Here is a 19,829-nt window from a genome sequence, read left to right on the forward strand (position 1 = left end):
CGCGAACTCAGCAGAAAAACCTCAGCGAAAGAACACGTGCTGCGTGATCTTGGCGAGCGGATAATGCACGCCCGGCTGAATCTTGGCCGGCAGATCGAGCGGCTTGAGCAGCATCTTCACGCACATGTCCGCTGACAGATTGCGCCGAACCAGCGCATTGATGCGCGCAGCGCGTTCGCGGTTATAGGCCGAATCGTGCACGCGTTCCGGATAACGAATCGCGAAAACATGGCGCAACGCGATCTCCGAGTCTTCGTTCTTGATCTCAATCACACGCCGCATCAATGCGCCGAGAACCGCAAGACGGCCATTGCCTTCGATCTTGTTGTACTTCTTGAAGAACTTGAAAAAGTGTTTGTAGTGACGGACTTCGTCAGTGCGAATGTTGTCGGTGATCTGCTTGAGCACGGGCTCGTCCGAACATTCGCCAATCGCGCGATACAGCGTTGCGGTACCCGTTTCCACCACACAGCGCGCGACCATCTCGAGCGCGCGGGTCTTTTCGAAGTCTTCGACCGAGCAGGTCAGCGAATACTCTTCCATGAAATTGCGGAACGCGGTGTCCCAATCGAACTCAGGCCAGACGTAGGCGACATACGTCTTGAGCGCCCGGCCATGCTGCATTTCTTCCGGCTCCCACTCCTGGTTGAGCCAGGCCGAGACTTCGGGGTCGCCGTCGAAGAAAGTACTCAGATTACTGGTGTAAAGATCGGTACCGCTTTCGATAAACGAAGCGGCGCACAACAGAAGCAGCAGGTCCTCGTTAGCGACGGCCTTCTGACGGTCTATGCGGGTGAGGTCGATATCCTCGATCCGCCAGGGCATCACATGGTTCAGCTCAGTGTGCATTGTGTCTTTGCTCCGAAAGCTGTATCGACTCGTGGAGCGCTCGAAACCGCCCACTATCGCAAGGGCGGTCCGCCGTGTCAGATACAGCGCCTTGATTAGAGTTAACCCCTTGTATCCTGCATCTTAGCCGGTGTTTCACAATTCTGCAGATAACCCAGCACAGACCGTGCCGAACCACCGCAGTTCCAATTTCACGGTAGTCGATTCCTTCAGTTGGTTACAAGCGGCACACGCAAGGCAAAAAAAAACCAGCTCGAAGAACTGGCTTTGGCTTGAAAAGAGATTCCACGTCAACCGCGACAAGGCTCGCTGCGAAGCACAACGGCTGCCGGCCACGCCGTCATGCGGGCTGAACGCCGTCGAGAAGCCGGACGCGCCGCATACGCCACGCGACCACGACAAGCGACAACCCCGACAACACTGCCGCAATCAGGACGTAGTAACTTGGCGCCAGCTTGTCGCCGGTCAAGTGAATGAAGGTCTCCACGATCGTCGGTGCAAAACCGCCGAAAATCGTTACGCCGATGCTGTAACCGATTGAAAGACCGGTCGAGCGCACCTGCGTTGGAAAGATCTCGGACATCAGTGCGGGCATCGGTCCGGAGTAAGCCGCCTTGAAAATTCCGGCGGTGCCTTGCAACAGCAGCAGCCAGCCGATCGTCGGATGCGACTGCAGCAAAGCGAACATCGGATAGATCAGCAAGCCCATCAGTATCGACGTGGTCAGCATGATGCGAATCCGGCCAATGCGGTCGGACAATGCGCCCATCACGGGCGAAAGCAGGAACTGCAAGCCGCCGTTGAGCACCACCACCCCGAACGACGCAGCAGCGGGCATGTGCAACTGCTTGACCGCGTACATCGGCATGTAGAGCTGCAGCACGTACACGCCAACCGTGGATTGCGCGACGATGCCCACGGCCAGCAACAGATTCACCCACTGGTTGCTGAACGACGCGTCCTTCGCGTCAGACGCCACCTGATGTTTGCTCGCGGACTCACGCGCTTTACGCAAGGCGAGAAACTCCGGCGTCTCGTCGAGATGCGAACGGATGTAATAGCCCACCGGCCCGACCAGCAGACCGAAGATAAACGGAAGGCGCCAGCCCCAGCTATTGAGTTGCTCAGGCGGCATCCACGCGGTCAGGAGCGAACCAAAGGCCGCCGCGGTGATCGCGGCCAGACCCTGGCTCGCGAACTGCCAACTCGCGTAGTAGCCACGCCGTGACGCGCTGTGTTCGACCATGAAGGCCGTCGCGCTGCCGAACTCACCGCCCACCGCGAAACCTTGCACGAGCCGCGCGAGCAGGATCAACACGGGCGCCGCAAGACCGATCGACGCATACGGCGGCATCACCGCCATCGTGAAGGTGCCGACCATCATCAGCGCGATGGCGAGCGTGAGCGCCGCCTTGCGGCCCTTGCGGTCGCCGTAGACGCCCAGCACGATCGCACCCAGCGGCCGCATCAGGAACGAGATGCCGAAGGTGGCAATGGCGAGCAGCGTAGAGAGCCACTCGTCCTGCATCGGGAAGAACTGTTTCGCGATGATGGTCGCGAAGTAACCGTAGACCAGAAAGTCGAACCACTCGAGCGCATTGCCGACCGACGAAGAAAACACGATACGCCGCACCATCGCTTTGGAAAGCGGCGCGGACGTGGAATGCGGGGATGCAGTCGCGGATTGCGACGCGGGGATGTTCATTTAGAACCCCGCTGCCAATCCGTCGCGACGGCTGTCGCTTGCCGCCACATAGCCGCGCTCCGGATCGTTGCGGTCGAGCTTCCAGATGTACTGGCCGGAGCCGAAGTCCATGTACGGATCGTCGACCGACTTGATCGTGTGACCCAGCTTCTCCAGCGCCGCGGCGGTCGTCGGATCGAGCGTCGCTTCGATGTCGATCGTGAAGTCGCGGTTGACCTTCCAGCGCGGCGCATCGCAGGCGGCCTGAGGTTGCTGACCGTAGTCGAGCATCCGCACGATCGATTGCAGGTGGCCTTGCGGCTGCATATCGCCGCCCATCACACCGAAGCTCATCACCGCTTCCTGCTTGCCGTCCACCTGCTGCGTCAGGAACGACGGGATGATCGTGTGGAACGGCCGTTTGCCGCCCTCCACCACGTTCGGCGACTTCGGGTCCATCGAGAAGCCGCAGCCGCGGTTCTGCATCGCGATGCCGCTATCGGGCACCACGATGCCCGAGCCGAAGCCCATGTAGTTCGACTGGATGAAGCTGACCATCATGCCGCGCTCGTCCGCCACCGACATGTAGATCGTGCCGCCGGCCTTCGGCATGCCGAAGTCGAATTGCGTGGCGCGTTTGTGATCGATCAGCTTCGCGCGCGACGTGAGGTACGCGTCGTCGAGCATCTGCTCGGGCGTGACGTCCATCGAACGCGGATCGGCGACGTAGCGGTAGACGTCGGCGAATGCCAGCTTCATCGCTTCGATTTGCAAATGCTGCGACTCGACGTTGTCGACGGCGAGTTCCTTCACGTCGAATTTTTCGAGGATGCCCAGCGCGATCAGCGCCGCGATGCCCTGGCCGTTCGGCGGAATCTCATGCACGGTGTAGCCGCGATAATCCTTGCCGATCGGCTCGACCCAATCCGCTTCGTAGTTGCGCAGGTCGTCGAGGGTCAACGCGCCGCCGCCTTCACGCGCAAACGCCGCGATCTGTTCGGCGATCTCGCCTTCGTAGTAGGCGCGCGGACCTTGTTCGGCGAGCTTGCGCAACGTCTTCGCGTGGCCGGGAAAGCGCACCAGTTCGCTGACTTCCGGCGCGCGGCCGCGCGGCATGAAGGTTTGCGCGAAGCCCGGCAGGTCCTTCAATTCGGGTACGGCTGCCGCCCATTTGTAGGCGACGATGCTCGCCACCGCGTGACCACGCTCGGCGATCTCGATCGCCGGCTCCATCAGATCGGCAAACGGCAGCGAGCCGAATTTCTGATGCAATGCTTCCCAGCCGGCGATCACGCCCGGCACCGTCACGGCATCCCAGCCGCGCTTGGGTTGTTTGGCAAGACCGTTTTCCTCACCGTACTTGCGCTTGAAGTAATCGACGTTCCAGGCCGCCGGCGAGACGCCCGACGCATTCAGGCCATGCAGCTTCTTGCCGTCCCACACCAGCGCGAAGGCGTCCCCGCCGAGGCCGCAGGAGACCGGCTCGACCACCGTGATGGCGGCCGCTGCCGCGATCGCCGCGTCGACGGCATTACCGCCTTTCCACAGCATCCGCAGACCGGCTTGCGCTGCGAGCGGATGCGAAGTCGAAACGATGTTGCGCGCGAATACAGGCAGACGCGGCGTCGGATAGGGGTTTTGCCAGTTGAAGCCAGTCATGTCGAACACTCTCGAAAGCGCGGTCCGGCGCGTTCTATAACGCCGGAAACCATGGGGAACGGGTAAAACTCGGGTAGCACGCGGGGTACAACGCGGAGCCTTGGATTGCAGCGCGATCCGGCACAAAAAACAAATTCATTTATCAAATGAATAAATGCGTAAATGACCTGAATAGGTCGCCGCAGGGTCGCCCTGGACCCGAACCATGACGCATGAGTTGGCAGACAAGACGCGCGATGGTCTTACAATACGCTCACCCTCGTTCACGCATTACCCGTTTGCCGGCTCGGCTTGTCGCGCCGGTGACGGGCAGCGCCGACAAAAACCCACGACCCGAGACACATGACCCGAGACCCCCGCCTGACTCTCAACGCCCGGCAACAGGAACTGCTGGAGTGGGTGCAACGCGACGGCTTCGTGACCGTGGACGACCTCGCGGCCCACTTCGACGTGACGCCGCAGACGATCCGCCGCGACGTCAACTGGCTCGCCGACATGAACCTGCTGCGCCGCTATCACGGCGGCGCAAGTCTGCCGACCAGCTCCGAGAACGTCTCGTACACGGCGCGTCAGCGGATGTTCCACGAAGAGAAGCGGCGCATTGCAACGCTAGTGGCCACTCACATTCCCGATCAGGCGTCCCTCTTCATCAACCTCGGCACGACGACCGAAGAAGTCGCACGAGCGCTCAACCGGCATCGCGGCCTGCGCGTGATCACCAACAATCTGAATGTCGCCAGCATGATGAGCGGCTATCCGGATTGCGAAGTGCTGGTGACGGGCGGCATCGTGCGGCCGTGGGATAAGGGCATCGTCGGCGAACTGGCGATCGACTTCATCCGGCAGTTCAAGGTGGACTTCGCGATCATCGGTACGTCGAGCATTGAAACGGACGGCACGCTGCGCGATTTCGACACCCGCGAAGTGCGCGTGGCCGAGGCGATCATCCAGCATGCACGCACCGTGTTTCTCGCCGCCGACAACTCCAAATTCGGCCGTCCGGCGCTCGTTCGCCAAGGTCACCTCGATCAGATCGACGCGCTTTTCACCGACGCCGCGCCACCCGCCGAGATGAACGAAACGCTCGCCGCCGCCAACTGCCAGGTGTATATCGCCGAGTGATCCCAGGCGTCTTCCGCCATGTTGCAGTGCACGCGAAACTTCGAGTGAAATCAAGGATCTGGCCGCTGCCCCAAACCGCCTCTGCGGGTCGCAATTGTCAAAGGGAAAATTTACTGGGACCCCTTTGGTGTTTGTCCGGCGGTTGACTACACTCCAGTTCCCCGGCGTCCGTTCCGCGTTACGCGGAGTGCCGGCAGCGTGAACCTGTCGTGATAGCCGCACCTCCCGCCTGATCCTCTAGCGGACTCCACTGGCATCGTGCCAGTCGCCTCCAAGGCCGTCCGCGTTTGCTTGACATGGAGAGAACGATGCTGAGTCCGCATGAATTCGCCACGTTGTTGCTCGTCAAGGACGCTCCCAATCAAGTCGATATGGAGCGAGAAGAACTCGACGCCTTGCTGGAACGCCAGCTTGTGCAACTTGAACGGCTCGCGTCGGGCAACGAACAATGGCGCGTAACCGAAACCGGCGACAGTGCGCTGCGGGCCATCAAGCGTTTTTCCTAGTACCCTGGATTACAAAGCAAAGCGGCCGCATCAACGGCCGCTTTGTTGTGCCCAATTCATTTACGCAGTAAATTGACGCGACGGACCTTCTGCCTTCGCGCATGCCAAAAACGCTCTCTTCCGACGACATCCAGCAATTCCGCGAAACCATGCGGCGCGTAGCCGAAAACGCATTCGCCACGCGCGGCGCGCAAGGCGTGACGATGCGCGAACTGGCGAAGGAACTGGGTTGCAGCGCGATGACGCCCTATCGCTACTTCCGCGACAAAGACGAAATCCTTGCGATGGTCCGCGCGGCGGCGTTCAACCGTTTCGCGGCGCGACTCGAAGCCGTGGCGAAGGAAGCGCCCGCGACCGACCGTTCCGCCGTCAGCGACGCCTACGTGGCGTTCGCACTCGACGAGCCGCACGCCTACCGCCTGATGTTCGATCTGACGCAGCAGGATGGCGCCTATCCGGAACTCCAGGCCGCATCGCACCGCGCCTGGCGCATGCTCGGGGCGCATTTCGAGCAGCTCGTCGCCGCGGGCCTTCTGGAAGGCGATCCGGAATTGATCGGTTACGCCTACTGGGCAAGCCTGCACGGCTTCACCATGCTGGCGCTCGCCAATCAGTTGCCTTTGCCACAGGCGCAACAAGCCGCAGGGAGCAACGCGCCGACGCGCGAGGCCGTCTTCGCGCAGATTCGTCGGATGTTGTGGCGCGGGGCGCAGCCGCAGCGCTGCTAGTCGCGCGTTAGCTCCGAGTCAGCGGCGCAACCCACTCGACGCGAATATCCGAGTGGGAAGGACTGGGTGGAAAACGCCGGGCGTGAAACTCAGCCCGCTCGCAAAGTCGGATCGGCCGCCGCGCGCCAGCTCAACGCTTTGGCTCGCTGGTCGGTGAAGAAAGTCACCCACTGATTACGCGCTTGCGGGTCCGTACTCGCTCCGAGGCTCGTGTAATGCTGTGCAAGCGACGCCTGAAACGCGCAGTAATCGTCCTTCGACAACTTGCCGCGCCGGTTCGCCACATACGCATCGAACAGCGTCGCGTAGACGCCTTGCGCGTCGTTGCCGTAGTCGACCGTCTGGGCACTGCACATCTGCTGCAACGATGCGAACGAAGGTGCGCCCATCGTCCCGTTCAAGCTCGGCGAGCTGATGCATCCCGTCAGGAGCGCTGCGGCGCCGATTATCCAAAATCCACGCATGAATTCACCTCGAAATGGCTGCTTCCGAGAGTATCGTCCGTGGCCACGCGTTACGCCACCAACTTAGCCAACCGCTAGAGGGGTCCGTAAGAAAACCGAACTTTACTTTTTCGAATATGTTCATTAAAGTTCGCAAACGAACACTATCGGTTCAATAGTTTTTCCAAACCAGTTTCTGAATACGACGCAGAGGACACAGCAGGTGACGCAAGGCTCGAGATACGATTTGCTCGTCGTGGGCGGCGGGATCAACGGCGCAGGCATCGCACGCGATGCGGCGGGCCGCGGCCTGTCGGTGCTGCTCTGCGAACAGGACGATCTGGCGTCCCATACGTCGTCGGCCAGCACCAAGCTGATTCATGGCGGCTTGCGCTACCTCGAGTACCGAGAGTTCGGGCTGGTGCGCAAAGCCCTGCAGGAGCGCGAAACGCTGCTGCGCGCCGCGCCGCACATCATGTGGCCGCTGCGCTTCGTGATGCCGCACATGCCCGATCTGCGCCCGGCCTGGCTGATCCGCGCCGGCCTGTTCCTTTACGATCACCTCGCCAAACGCGAACTGCTGCCCGGCTCGCGCGGCATTGTGATGCGCAACCATCCTGCCGGCGCGCCGCTGGTCGATTCGATCAAGCGCGGTTTCGTGTATTCGGACGGCTGGGTGAATGACGCGCGTCTGGTCGTGCTGAACGCGCTGGATGCGAAGGAACGCGGCGCGAAGATTCTCACGCGCACCAAGCTGCTGAGCGCGGTACGCGCCGGCGGCGAATGGCGCGCACAACTCAAGCGCGCGGACGGCACGATCCTCGACGTGCGCGCCGCTTCGATCGCGAATGCGGCCGGACCGTGGGTCGGCGAATTGCTGCACGGCGCGCTCGGACGGGAAGCAACGCACAGCGTGCGCCTCGTGAAAGGCAGCCATATCGTCACGCGCCGTCTGTTCGAACACGATCACGCGTACATCTTCCAGAATCCGGACAAGCGGATCATCTTCGCGATTCCGTACGAACACGATTACACGCTGATCGGCACGACCGACCTCGAATATCGCGGCGACCCATCGCAAGTGGCGATCAACGCCGACGAAACACAGTACCTGTGCGATTCGATCAACCGCTACTTCAAAGAGAAGATCTCGCCGCAAGACGTGCGCTGGACCTACTCGGGCGTGCGTCCGCTGCTCGAGGAAGAAGGCGCGGACAACCCATCGGCGGTTACGCGCGACTACTCGCTCGAACTCGATGCACCTGCGGGCGAAGCGCCGCTGCTGTCGGTGTTCGGCGGCAAGATCACGACCTTCCGCAAGCTCGCGGAAGAAGCCGTCGACAAACTCGCGTACGCGCTGCATAACGGCACACCCTCGTGGACGGCCGGTGCGCCGTTGCCCGGTGGCGATATTCCGCAAGCCAACTTCGAGCGCTTCCTCGCCGGTTTCAAGCAACAAAATGCATGGCTGCCCGCCGATCTGGCTCACCGCCTCGCGCGTGCATACGGCACGCGTGTGAAAAACATCATTGGCAACGCGCGCTCGGTGGCCGACCTCGGCCGCGCTTTCGCGCCGGGTCTCTACGAAGCCGAACTCACTTACCTGCGCGACACCGAATGGGCGCGCAGCGCGCAGGACGTCCTGTGGCGCCGCTCGAAACTCGGCCTGCACGTCGAACCGGGCACGCTCGATTCGATCACACACGACATTGACGCATGGTTCGCCCGCGAGCCGTTCCGACAGAGCGCCTAGCTAAACCGGTTAGTTGGATCGCTTAGTTAGGCCGCTTGGTTAAACCACTTAGTTGGGTCATTTAGTTGGGTCATTTAGTTGGGTCATTTAGTCAGGTCACTGAGTTAAGCCATTTAGCTGAGCCGCATAGCCAGACCACCTGGGTCAGGCTATCGCAACACGGCCTCGCTACGTGAATGGACCCGCATGACCCGAACGAATTTTCACCCCTCGGCTACTGACAAAGCCGGGACGCACACGCTCAAACTGTTGCAGCCCGCTTAAAACAACAAGCCGTTCCCGTCGCCGGTCAGCAATCCGGCGATTCATAAAACACATGGAGAAGAGACAATGCAGGATCAGTACATCCTCGCGCTTGACCAAGGCACCACCAGCTCCCGCGCGATGCTGTTTGACCGGCTCGGCAATATCGTGTCGACCGCTCAGAAAGAATTCCAGCAAATCTATCCACGTCCGGGTTGGGTCGAACACGACCCGCAGGAAATCTGGTCGACCCAGGCCGGCGTCGCCGCCGAAGCGGTCACGCGTGCCGGCATGAACGGCACCTCGATTGCCGCGATCGGCATTACCAATCAGCGTGAGACCACCATCGTGTGGGACCGCGAAACCGGTCATCCGATTTATAACGCGATCGTCTGGCAAGACCGCCGCACCGCCGACTTCTGCGATCAGCTCAAAGAGCAAGGTCTCGAAGAGAAAGTCCGCGCGAAAACCGGTCTGCCGATCGACTCGTACTTCTCGGCGACCAAGATCCGCTGGATTCTCGACAACGTCGAAGGCGCACGCGAAAAAGCGAAGCAAGGCCGCCTCGCCTTCGGCACGGTGGATAGCTGGCTGGTTTGGAATTTCACCAAAGGTGGTCTGCACGTCACCGACGTGACCAACGCGTCGCGCACGATGCTGTTCAATATCCACACGCTGAAGTGGGACGACGAACTGCTCGAAGCGCTCGACATTCCGCGCAACATGCTGCCGGAAGTGCGTGCATCGTCGGAAGTGTACGGGCCGACCAAGACCACCGTGTTCGCCTCCAAGATTCCGCTCGCGGGCATCGCCGGCGATCAGCACGCGGCCCTGTTCGGCCAGATGTGCACGGAGTCGGGCATGGTGAAGAACACCTACGGTACCGGCTGCTTCCTCGTGATGAACACCGGCGACAAGCCGATCGAATCGAAGAACAATCTCGTCACCACCATTGCGTGGCAGATCGGCGACCAGATCAACTACGCGCTCGAAGGCAGCATCTTCATCGGCGGCGCGGTAGTGCAATGGTTGCGCGACGGCCTCGGCATCATCAAGAACGCAGCCGAGATCGAAACGATGGCGCGCAGCGTGCCGCATAGTGATGGCGTGTATCTGGTGCCCGCGTTTGCAGGCCTCGGTGCGCCGCACTGGAATGCACGGGCTCGCGGCACGCTGTTCGGTGTGACGCGCGGCACGAGTTCGGCGCACATCGCTCGCGCCGCGCTCGACTCGATCGCGTATCAGTCGCTCGACGTGCTGAAAGCGATGGAGGCCGACTCCGGCATTCGCATCGGCGAATTGCGTGTGGACGGCGGCGCTTGCGCGAACAATCTGCTGATGCAATTCCAGGCGGACATTCTCGGCGTGGACGCAGTGCGTCCGAAGATATCGGAGACGACCGCATTGGGCGCGGCGTATCTGGCCGGTCTCGCAGTCGGCTACTGGAAAGACGTGAACGAACTGAAAAGCCAGTGGGCGCTCGATCGTCGTTTCACGCCTGCCCTGCCGCACGCTGACGTCAAGGAGTGCCTCGACGGCTGGCAGCGCGCGATCCGCGCCGCGAAGGCCTGGGCCGACACGCCCTGATTGCTTTCCACCGGTTCCATAAGACACCTTTCGACATAACGAAGCCGCCTATCCAGCGGCTTCCCTAACAACTATATTTCGGATACCAAATCATGTCTCCTTACATTGCGGAATTCATCGGCACCGCGCTCCTCGTGCTGCTCGGCAACGGCGCGGTTGCCAACGTGCTGCTCGCGCGCACCAAGGGCAAAGGCGCGGACCTGATCGTGATCGTGATGGGCTGGGCGATGGCCGTGTTCATCGCCGTGTACGTCACGGCATCGTACAGCGGCGCGCACCTGAATCCTGTGGTCACGATCAGCCTCGCGCTGGCAGGCAAATTCGCGTGGCTCAAAGTGCCGGGCTACATCGCGGCGCAGATGCTCGGCGGGATGGCGGGCGCCCTGCTCGTGTGGCTCGCGTATCGTCAGCACTTCAATAAGGAAGGCGATGCCGACGTGAAGCTCGGCGTGTTCTGCACGTCGCCCGCGATTCGCAGCGTGCCGCATAACCTGCTCACTGAAATGATCGCGACGTTCGTGCTGATTCTCGGCGTGCTGTATCTGGCTTCGCCGCAAGTTGGCCTCGGTGCGCTCGACGCGCTGCCGGTCGGCCTGCTGGTACTCGGCATCGGCATTTCGCTCGGTGGCCCGACCGGTTACGCGATGAGCCCCGCGCGCGACCTGTCGCCGCGTCTGATGCACGCGCTGCTGCCGATTCCGGGCAAACGTGACAGCGACTGGCGTTATTCGTGGATTCCGGTGTGCGGTCCGTTGTTGGGCGGCGCGGCGGCAACAGGGCTGTATTTGTATCTGCACGCGCACTGATTCTGCACCGCACGTGGGAGCGTATATGGGGCCCGCACAAGGCGCACTGATCACGCTCCCACGGCGCAAATGAGCGCCGACGGCAAGCGAAGGCGCCGCGCACGCGGCGTCAAAGCACGTATCATGATGCTTTCAATCTCCGCGCATGAGCTTGCAACTGTCTTGCTCGCGTGCCTCTCGCTTCCCGTTTTAAAGCATGATCGACCACCTCATCTGTGACTGCGACGGCGTGCTCGTCGACAGCGAAATCATCGCTGACCGCGTAATGCTCGAAACGCTGTCCGCCACCTTCCCCGGCCTCGACTTCGAACCCGTCGTCAAGACGGCGTTCGGCCAGCAGACCTCGCGCTTTCTCGAAGGCATCGAGAAGTCGTTCGATATCACGCTGCCTGCCGATTTCTTCAATACGATTGAACACAATGTCGAGCTTGAACTCGCGGCGTCGCTCAGCCCGATCAACGGCGTGCGCGACGCCTTGCAACGCGTGACGCTGCCGGCCGCGGTCGTGTCGAACAGCCGGATGGCGCGCGTGAATGCGTCGGTGCGGCGCGCGGGTTTGCAGCAGATTTTCGGCGAGCGGATTTTCAGCGCCGAACAGGTCGCGCGGCCCAAGCCTTATCCGGACGTGTATCTGTTCGCTGCGAAGACGCTGGGCGTGGAGCCCTCGCGCTGCGTCGTCGTGGAAGACAGCGTGGCCGGTTTGAATGCGGCACGAGCGGCGGGCATGAAGACGATTGCTTTCGTCGGTGCGAGCCACATCCCCGACGGTTATGCGGACGCGCTGCGCAAGATGGGCATGACACGCATCATGAAGCATATGGATGAACTGCCCGCGCTGGTCGAGGCCGGTGTGCGCGGCGAGTTTGGCGACGTGCAGTCTTAACGGATGCAGCAATAAAAAAGCCGGCTGCAATTGCCGGCTTCAGAATCCTGAGAAACCCCGCGCTTTTCCGAGCGCGGGGTTTTTTCTAACGCATCAAACCTCATCCGCGACGCATTCGCGCGCCGTCGCCAGCGCCTGGCGGAATTCCACCAGCTCGGCGATCGTCAGCATCGGCAGATTGTGTTGTTGAGCGAAGCGCTCCACATCCGCGCCGCGCGTCATCGTGCCGTCCGCGTTCATCAGCTCGCACAGCACGCCGGCCGGCTTCAGACCCGCGAGAATCGCCAGATCGACCGTGCCTTCGGTGTGGCCGCGACGCGCGAGCACGCCGCCTGGTTGTGCACGCAGCGGAAACACGTGTCCCGGACGCACGATGTCGGCAGGTTTCGCCGTATCGCTGATAGCCGCGCGGATTGTCGTCACGCGATCGAGTGCGGACACGCCGGTGGTCACCCCATCGCGCGCTTCGATCGAGACCGTGAACGCGGTGCCGTGACGGCTCTCGTTGTTGACAGACATCGGCGGCAGTTCGAGTGCGCGGATCTTCTCGTCGGGCAGGCACAGGCAGACGATGCCGCTGCATTCGCGGATCAGCAAGGCCATGGTTTCGACGGAAAGACGCTCGGCGGAAACGATCAGATCGGCTTCGTTCTCGCGGTCGTGATCGTCTTGCAGGACGACAGCGCGGCCATCGCGCATGGCTTGCAAGGCGGCGGCGATACGCGGCGGAACGGGCTCGGTGGCGAGCAGCGGGAGGTCAAGTGACGCGCTATCCGCAATCACCGACGGAGCAGGAAAAGTAGCAAAGGACATAGTTGAAACGCTCATCGCAAAAGTTGGGCGAAAAACGTTTCAGGGCATTGCAAACAGACAAAGACGCGCCGTTGAACGCCGCGCAAAGCGGCGCTCGCGCACCGCCCGAACCTCTGGCGGCATCACGGAAACGAACATGACTATCTGCACATCTTCTTCCATCCGGACTCTAACCGTCGGCTCTGGCTTCTCACCAGATCTGCTGACCCCACTGCGCTTTCGATACGCTGAAAGCTGAACGAAGCGGGCGCTCGCGGGCTCACCGGCTCACGCTTTCGCGCTGCCGGCATACCGCCGGTGGGGAATTTCGCCCCGCCCTGAAGACGCACTGATTGCCGGATTGACCGGCCGGCAAAGAATACAACAGTCGCGCGAAACCTGCAGCGCAACCCCTACTGGCTAGACGGACATCTCGGCTTCACCGCCGATTTTGACAGCACATCCGCCTGAAAAACCGCATTCGTCAAACCGGCGCGGCCTGGCGTGTCAAATCGTGCGGCGCGGGCACATCCCAGCGCGGCGGCGTTTCCGCCTTCAACGTGACGCGAAACGCGCGCGCTTCGGTGTCGCCGGGATTGCGCAGGCTGTGCGGCTGGTCGGCATCGAACACGATTGCGTCGCCCGTGGCCAGCAATTGGCGCTGGTCGTGCACGCTGACTTCCAGCGTGCCTTCGCTGACCACCAGATTCACCGTGGTGCCCGGCGCGCGGCGCGTGCCGGCCTCGGTATGCAACGGCGCGATACGCAGCTCGTGAAACTCGGCGGCGGTCGGTTCGGCGTCGGGATAAAGCGGCCGGGCCGAGTAGCGCCCATTCGAACTGACGAGCCGCGACGAACGCTCCGCCGGCAAATGCTCGAAGCCGTTGGTCGCATGACGCCGCAAGAACGCCGCCACCGAAACCTTCAACGCCGATGCCACTTTGCAGAGCACCTTGATCGACGGCACGCTGCGCGCCGACTCGATCTGCGCGAGCATCGCTCGCGAGACGCCCGAGGCGCGGGCGAGAGCGTCAAGCGAAAGTTGGCGCTCGGCGCGCAAACGGGCGAGATTCACGCCGACCAGATGTTCAAGAGCATCGAAAGGTTCAGCGGCACGCGGCGACGCATCGGTGTCAGCCGTGGGATCGCGAACCAGCGCAAGCGGGGAATGCATGATTGCCTCCAGGAGCGCCGCCGGACGGCGGGCAAGCGGTTAGTGGAAGCAAGATAGCACTGCGCCCCGCCGCGCCCAACGAAGTTATCTTCACACTGTTATCAGCATTGCGGAGGACGATTCTCGCAAAGCTTGTGCGAATTTTTCATATGGGCGTGTCTGGGGCAGATGTGGTTGAGCACGCTCACACGCACTCAACCACATCTGGATCCGTGGACGTCAGGTGCGCCCACGCAGACTCAGGCGCCTTGCGCCACGGTCCTTGCCGGCGCATCCATCCGCGCCGCGAACCACGTGAGCAACAACGCCACCACGCTAACCGCTGCCGCAACCCACGGCAGCGTATCGAGCGAATGGCCGTGATTGATCACCAGACCGCCGAGCCACGCGCCGCCCGCATTGCCCACGTTGAACGCACCGATGTTCAGCGTCGAAGCCAGATTCGGCGCGGCGGCGGCCTTCTCGACCACACGCATCTGCAACGGCGGCACCGTCGCGAACGCCGCAATGCCCCACACGAAAATGGTAATCGCCGCCGCCACCTGCGAGTGGCTGGTACGCGCGAAGATCGCCATGACTACCGCGAGCGCCACCAGGATTCCCATCAGCGAAGGCATCAACGCGCGATCCGCGAGCTTGCCGCCCACGGTGTTGCCGATCGTGAGACCGACGCCGAACAGCACCAGAATCAGCGTGACACCACGCGGCGAGAAACCGCTGACCTGTTCGAGAATCGGCGCGATATAGGTGAACACGACGAACACACCACCGAAGCCCAGCACGGTCATCGCGAGCGCAGTCCAAACTTGCGGGTCCTTCAGCACGCGCACTTCGTGACCCAGACCAACCGGGCCGGAATCATGGCGATTTGGCACCAGCAGCGACACGCCCGCCAGCGACAGCACGCCAAATGCGCTGACGATCCAGAACGCCGCACGCCAGCCAAACTCCTGGCCGACGAAAGTCCCGAACGGCACGCCGAGTACATTCGCGAGCGTCAAGCCGGTGAACATCAGCGCAATGGCGCTTGCCCGCTTTTCAGCCGGCACGAGCGAAGCCGCCACCACCGCACCGATGCCAAAGAACGAGCCATGCGCGAACGACGTCACCACGCGCGCGATCATCAGCACCGAATAGCTGGACGCAATCGCGCACAGCGTATTGCCGACGATGAACACGCCCATCAGCAACTGCAACGCGAGTTTGCGCGGCATCTTGCTGGTGACCACGGCGAGCAGCGGCGCACCGACGGCGACGCCGAGCGCATAGCCGCTCACCAGCAAACCGGCCGAGGGAATCGACACAGTCAGATCGCGCGCGACCTCGGGCAGCAAGCCCATGATCACGAACTCGGTCGTGCCGATCGCGAAAGCGCTAATCGCGAGCGCCAGTAATGGAATGGGCATTTTTCTACTCCAGGTTCTAAAGTTGAGCGTGTTAGCCACGGTGGGCGTTGCGCAGCGCCGTCACGAATTCGATGACCACACCCGGCGCGAGCGCGACGAAAAGCTGCTGTTCGGCTTGCTGCGGCCCCATCTGCGGCACTTCGGCAAGCTGATAAAGCAGGTCCGCCGCATGCACGCGCCGCAAGAGCGTCGCCCATTCGTCGGCACTTTCCAGCCGGAAGGCGACATGGTCGATGCGCGGCATGGCCCTGCCCGCTACGGCGGGCACCGTCGCATCGATCAGATGAATCACCGGCCGGCCGTTCGCATACAGCCAGTAGCCGTCGATCGAAAACGGCGGACGCGCGCCCTCCGTCAGCCCGGCGACGTCGACGAAGAAACGTCGGGCGGTCTCGAGGTCAGCGGTGACGATCGTTGCGTGATCGAGTTGCATGGCGTGGGCTGCACGGAGCACAAAGGGTTTACGAGGAGTGCATTGTGAGCGGAACACGCCAGTTTGATAATTGGCGTAGCATTTGAAGCATTTTCAAATCTATTTGAAAGATCGCGATGGACAACCTCGGTGACATCCGCCTGTTCGTGGAAGCGGCGCAGCAGGGCAGCCTGTCGGCGGCGGGCCGCAAGATGGGCCTGACGCCGGCCGCCGCCAGCGCGCGGCTGGCCAAACTCGAAACCGGGCTGAAAACGCGCCTGTTCGAGCGCACCACCCGTCAGCTCAGGCTCACGGACGAAGGCCGCCTCTACCTGAACTGCTGTCGCCAGGCGCTGCAATCGCTCGACGACGCCGAAGCCGCGCTGCAAGCCGGCCAGGGCGTGGTGCGCGGCAAGGTGCGGATCTCCGCGACCTCGGACTTCGGTCGCAACCTGCTGATGCATTGGCTCGACGAGTTCAACGCGCTTTATCCGGAAGTCACTTTCGCGCTGACGCTGTCGGACTCGCTGTCGAATCTGGTGCAGGAAGACATTGATCTGGCGATCCGCTTCGGCGTGCCGCAGGACAGCTCGCTCATCGCCCGCAAACTGGCGCCGAACCGCCGTGTGCTGTGCGCGTCGCCGGACTACATCGCACGCAAGGGCGAGCCGAAAGACCCGAACGATCTGGCGAATTTCGACTGCATCGTGCTCGGCACCGCATCCGGCCCGGCCAACGAATGGCGTTTCACGCGCGGCGACGAAGTGCAGCACTACACGGTGCCGTTCGAAACGTCCCGGGAAACCAACGACGGCGCCGTCGCCCGCGAATGGGCGCGGCGCGGCTACGGGATCGTCATCAAGTCGATGTGGGACGTGGAAGCGGACTTGCGGAGCGACTGCCTGAAAATCCTGCTGCCCGAATGGCGCTACCCGGACGCGCCGTTGCACGCGCTCTACCACCGCAACCGTTTCATGGCGCCGCGCGTGCGCGTGCTGCTCGATTTTCTGAGCGAGCGCTTCGCGCAGGTGTCGGACGAACTGGAAGGCCTGCTGGGCTTGCCGCCGGAGCGGCCGCGAGCCAAGGCGGCCGCGGAAACCGCATCCGGTGAAGGGCTATAATATTGAGCTACGCTGCAAACGTGCATTGAAAGTGGACCGAAATAGGCTCAAGCGGGCTCAAGCAAGCCCAGGCGCCGCCCCGCGGGCAGTCCGCACGTTTTCACCTCTCTCCACCTTTTAAACGACGCCCCCAGGTTAACCACTGCGACCGGCGAAAATCGATGACCAAGAAAGTTTATGTAAAGACCTACGGCTGCCAGATGAACGAGTACGACTCCGACAAGATGGTCGACGTACTCGGCGCGGCTGAAGGCCTCGTCAAGACCGACACCCCGGAAGACGCGGACGTCATTCTCTTCAACACCTGCTCGGTGCGCGAAAAAGCGCAGGAGAAAGTCTTCTCCGAACTCGGCCGTGTGCGCGAGTTGAAAGAAGCGAACCCGAATCTGATCATCGGCGTGGGCGGTTGCGTGGCGAGCCAGGAAGGCGCGTCGATCGTTGCGCGCGCACCGTATGTCGATCTGGTGTTCGGGCCGCAAACGCTGCACCGTCTGCCGCAAATGATCGACAAGCGCCGCGAAAGCGGCCGCGCTCAGGTCGACATCTCGTTCCCGGAAATCGAAAAGTTCGATCACCTGCCGCCGGCGCGCGTCGATGGCGCGAGCGCGTTCGTGTCGATCATGGAAGGGTGCAGCAAGTACTGCAGCTACTGCGTCGTGCCGTACACGCGCGGTGAAGAAGTGTCGCGTCCGCTCGACGACGTGCTGACCGAAATCGCCGGCCTCGCCGACCAGGGCGTGCGCGAAGTCACGCTGCTCGGCCAGAACGTGAATGCTTACCGCGCCGGCATCACGCTCGGTTCGTCGGAAATCGCCGACTTCGCCCAGTTGATCGAATACGTCGCGGACATTCCTGGCATCGAACGGATTCGCTACACCACGTCGCATCCGAAGGAATTCACGCAGCGCCTGATCGACACCTACGCCAAGGTGCCGAAGCTCGTCAGCCACCTGCATCTGCCGGTGCAGCACGGCTCCGACCGCATTCTGATGGCGATGAAGCGTGGCTACACCGTGCTCGAATACAAATCGGTGATCCGCAAGCTGCGCGCGATCCGCCCTGACCTGTCGTTGTCGACGGACATGATCGTCGGCTTCCCGGGCGAGACGGAAGAAGACTTCGACAAGATGATGGCGCTGGTGCACGAGCTGAAGTACGACACCAGCTTCTCGTTCATCTACAGCCCGCGTCCCGGCACGCCGGCCGCGAATCTGCACGACGACACCCCGCGTGAAGTGAAGCTCAAACGTCTGCAACATTTGCAGGCTACGATCGAAGAGAACGTGCAGCGCATCAGCGATTCGATGGTCGGCAAGATCGAGCGGATTCTGGTCGAGCGCCCGGCGCGCAAGGACCCAAACGAACTCGCGGGCCGCACCGAGAACAACCGCGTGGTGAATTTTCCGGCGCCGGTCGCGTCGCACGCACGGTTGATCGGCCAGATGGTGGACGTGAAAATCGTCCATGCGTACCCACATTCGTTGCGTGGCGAACTCGTGCTGGTGCACGACGACGCGCCCGCAACCACCCACTGAGCGACGCCAGCCAGCGTCACGAACCCCACAGGATCGATCCTCCGCCTTGAAGACCACTCAGCAGCATCTGGAATTCACCGCTTCGCGCGACGACAACGCGCGGCTCGCCAACCTCTGCGGACCGCTCGACGAAAATCTGCGGCAGATCGAGCAGGCGCTCGACGTGACGCTGCAACGCCGTGGCCACCGCATCACGATTCGCGGGCGCGGCGCGAAACTTGCGCTTACCGCGCTCGAAAAGTTCTACGACAACTCGCAGAAGCCCCTGTCGGTCGACGACATCCAGCTCGCGCTCGTTGAAGTGCGTCAGCCGGCACGCCATCGCGCGAACGGCAACGGCCATGGCACGGAAGCGCTGGACCCGCGCTTTCCGGGCAATCCGGATCACCCGTTCGACCAGCCCGCCGACAGCGGTGACGACGATCTCGAAGAACTCGGCCCGAAGCTGTACACACGCCGCGCCGATCTGCGCGGCCGCACGCCGATGCAACGCGAGTATCTGAAGCAGATCATTTCGCACGACGTGACTTTCGGCATCGGTCCCGCCGGAACGGGCAAGACCTATCTCGCGGTGGCTTGCGCGGTGGACGCGCTGGAGCGCGACCAGGTCAAACGCATCGTGTTGACGCGTCCGGCCGTCGAAGCGGGCGAACGCCTTGGCTTCCTGCCGGGCGATCTGGCGCAGAAGGTCGATCCGTATCTGCGTCCTTTGTATGACGCGCTATACGACCTGCTCGGCTTCGACAAGACCGCCAAGATGTTCGAGCGGCAGATGATCGAAATCGCGCCGCTCGCCTACATGCGCGGCCGCACGCTGAATCACGCGTTCATCATCCTCGACGAGGCGCAGAACACCACGCCCGAACAGATGAAAATGTTCCTCACGCGGATCGGCTTCGGCTCGAAGGCGGTGGTCACCGGCGACACGACCCAGGTCGACTTGCCGCGTGGCGCGAAGAGCGGGCTGATCGAAGCGCAGCAGGTGCTGGCGGACGTGCGCGGCATTGCGCTCACCCGCTTCACGAGCGCGGACGTGGTGCGGCATCCGCTGGTCGCGCGAATTGTGGAGGCGTACGATGCGCATTCGCAGAAAACCGCCAGTCCGGCGGATTCGCGCTAGATTGCG

The 19,829-nt window shown here is 62.3% G+C and carries 18 protein-coding genes and 1 riboswitch; of the genes, 10 read left to right on the plus strand and 8 right to left on the minus strand.

Annotated features, from left to right (window positions below; translation table 11 throughout):
• Window positions 1–21 precede the first annotated feature (21 nt).
• The 3 genes from FSO04_RS01565 to ggt form a co-directional block, all read right to left on the minus strand.
• Entirely contained in the window at window positions 22–849 is an 828-nt protein-coding gene (locus tag FSO04_RS01565; RefSeq protein WP_154558052.1) for a ferritin-like domain-containing protein, read from the minus strand.
• Window positions 850–1,189: 340 nt separating this feature from the next.
• The gene (locus FSO04_RS01570) at window positions 1,190–2,554 is read right to left on the minus strand and encodes an MFS transporter (RefSeq protein WP_154558053.1); all 1,365 of its coding nucleotides are present in this window, start codon (window positions 2,552–2,554) and stop codon (window positions 1,190–1,192) included.
• Window positions 2,555–4,192, minus strand: a complete 1,638-nt coding sequence (ggt, locus tag FSO04_RS01575) for a gamma-glutamyltransferase (protein ID WP_154558054.1) — start codon at window positions 4,190–4,192, stop codon at window positions 2,555–2,557.
• 342 nt (window positions 4,193–4,534) lie between these two features.
• On the opposite strand from ggt, the gene FSO04_RS01580 reads away from it, so the two are divergent.
• The 3 genes from FSO04_RS01580 (at window position 4,535) to FSO04_RS01590 (ending at window position 6,548) form a co-directional block, all read left to right on the plus strand.
• Window positions 4,535–5,314: a DeoR/GlpR family DNA-binding transcription regulator gene (locus tag FSO04_RS01580; RefSeq protein WP_063497289.1), complete on the plus strand. Its 780-nt coding sequence runs from the start codon at window positions 4,535–4,537 to the stop codon at window positions 5,312–5,314.
• A gap of 308 nt (window positions 5,315–5,622) precedes the next feature.
• Window positions 5,623–5,820, plus strand: a complete 198-nt coding sequence (locus FSO04_RS01585) for a hypothetical protein (RefSeq protein ID WP_054034465.1) — start codon at window positions 5,623–5,625, stop codon at window positions 5,818–5,820.
• Window positions 5,821–5,921: 101 nt separating this feature from the next.
• Window positions 5,922–6,548: a TetR/AcrR family transcriptional regulator gene (locus FSO04_RS01590; RefSeq protein ID WP_154558055.1), complete on the plus strand. Its 627-nt coding sequence runs from the start codon at window positions 5,922–5,924 to the stop codon at window positions 6,546–6,548.
• An 89-nt stretch (window positions 6,549–6,637) separates the two neighbouring features.
• On the opposite strand, the gene FSO04_RS01595 is transcribed toward FSO04_RS01590, so the two are convergent.
• The gene (locus FSO04_RS01595; RefSeq protein ID WP_154558056.1) at window positions 6,638–7,012 is read right to left on the minus strand and encodes a hypothetical protein; all 375 of its coding nucleotides are present in this window, start codon (window positions 7,010–7,012) and stop codon (window positions 6,638–6,640) included.
• Window positions 7,013–7,214: 202 nt separating this feature from the next.
• Between FSO04_RS01595 and glpD the strand changes: the two genes are divergently transcribed.
• From glpD to FSO04_RS01615, 4 genes are all read left to right on the plus strand, one after another.
• On the plus strand, window positions 7,215–8,744 hold the full coding sequence (gene glpD / locus FSO04_RS01600; protein WP_168435532.1) for a glycerol-3-phosphate dehydrogenase: 1,530 nt from the start codon (window positions 7,215–7,217) through the stop codon (window positions 8,742–8,744).
• A gap of 330 nt (window positions 8,745–9,074) precedes the next feature.
• Window positions 9,075–10,574, plus strand: a complete 1,500-nt coding sequence (gene glpK / locus FSO04_RS01605; RefSeq protein WP_154558058.1) for a glycerol kinase GlpK — start codon at window positions 9,075–9,077, stop codon at window positions 10,572–10,574.
• A 92-nt stretch (window positions 10,575–10,666) separates the two neighbouring features.
• A complete protein-coding gene (locus FSO04_RS01610) occupies window positions 10,667–11,380 on the plus strand; it encodes an MIP/aquaporin family protein (RefSeq protein WP_154558059.1) in 714 nt (237 codons plus the stop codon).
• Window positions 11,381–11,576: 196 nt separating this feature from the next.
• Window positions 11,577–12,263, plus strand: coding sequence for an HAD family hydrolase (locus FSO04_RS01615; RefSeq protein WP_154558060.1), 687 nt, complete (start codon window positions 11,577–11,579; stop codon window positions 12,261–12,263).
• Between the two features lie 93 nt (window positions 12,264–12,356).
• Here the strand turns inward: FSO04_RS01615 and ribB are convergent, their stop codons facing one another.
• The 4 genes from ribB to FSO04_RS01635 all read right to left on the minus strand — a co-directional run bounded on the left by ribB (window position 12,357) and on the right by FSO04_RS01635 (window position 16,068).
• A complete protein-coding gene (gene ribB, locus FSO04_RS01620) occupies window positions 12,357–13,076 on the minus strand; it encodes a 3,4-dihydroxy-2-butanone-4-phosphate synthase (protein WP_171927487.1) in 720 nt (239 codons plus the stop codon).
• A gap of 146 nt (window positions 13,077–13,222) precedes the next feature.
• Window positions 13,223–13,405: riboswitch (FMN riboswitch) on the minus strand.
• A 134-nt stretch (window positions 13,406–13,539) separates the two neighbouring features.
• Entirely contained in the window at window positions 13,540–14,229 is a 690-nt protein-coding gene (locus FSO04_RS01625; protein WP_054034477.1) for a helix-turn-helix domain-containing protein, read from the minus strand.
• Between the two features lie 239 nt (window positions 14,230–14,468).
• A complete protein-coding gene (locus FSO04_RS01630; RefSeq protein ID WP_154558062.1) occupies window positions 14,469–15,635 on the minus strand; it encodes an MFS transporter in 1,167 nt (388 codons plus the stop codon).
• A 31-nt stretch (window positions 15,636–15,666) separates the two neighbouring features.
• Window positions 15,667–16,068, minus strand: a complete 402-nt coding sequence (locus FSO04_RS01635) for a VOC family protein (protein ID WP_154558063.1) — start codon at window positions 16,066–16,068, stop codon at window positions 15,667–15,669.
• A gap of 116 nt (window positions 16,069–16,184) precedes the next feature.
• Between FSO04_RS01635 and FSO04_RS01640 the strand changes: the two genes are divergently transcribed.
• From FSO04_RS01640 to FSO04_RS01650, 3 genes are all read left to right on the plus strand, one after another.
• The gene (locus tag FSO04_RS01640; RefSeq protein ID WP_154558064.1) at window positions 16,185–17,168 is read left to right on the plus strand and encodes a LysR family transcriptional regulator; all 984 of its coding nucleotides are present in this window, start codon (window positions 16,185–16,187) and stop codon (window positions 17,166–17,168) included.
• A gap of 161 nt (window positions 17,169–17,329) precedes the next feature.
• Complete coding sequence (gene miaB / locus FSO04_RS01645) at window positions 17,330–18,703, plus strand: tRNA (N6-isopentenyl adenosine(37)-C2)-methylthiotransferase MiaB (protein WP_154558065.1); 1,374 nt, start codon at window positions 17,330–17,332, stop codon at window positions 18,701–18,703.
• 46 nt (window positions 18,704–18,749) lie between these two features.
• Window positions 18,750–19,823, plus strand: coding sequence for a PhoH family protein (locus FSO04_RS01650; RefSeq protein WP_154558066.1), 1,074 nt, complete (start codon window positions 18,750–18,752; stop codon window positions 19,821–19,823).
• The last annotated feature ends 6 nt before the right edge of the window (window positions 19,824–19,829 follow it).

Origin of the sequence: Paraburkholderia madseniana (genome assembly GCF_009690905.1) — a bacterium.
Lineage (GTDB): Bacteria > Pseudomonadota > Gammaproteobacteria > Burkholderiales > Burkholderiaceae > Paraburkholderia > Paraburkholderia madseniana.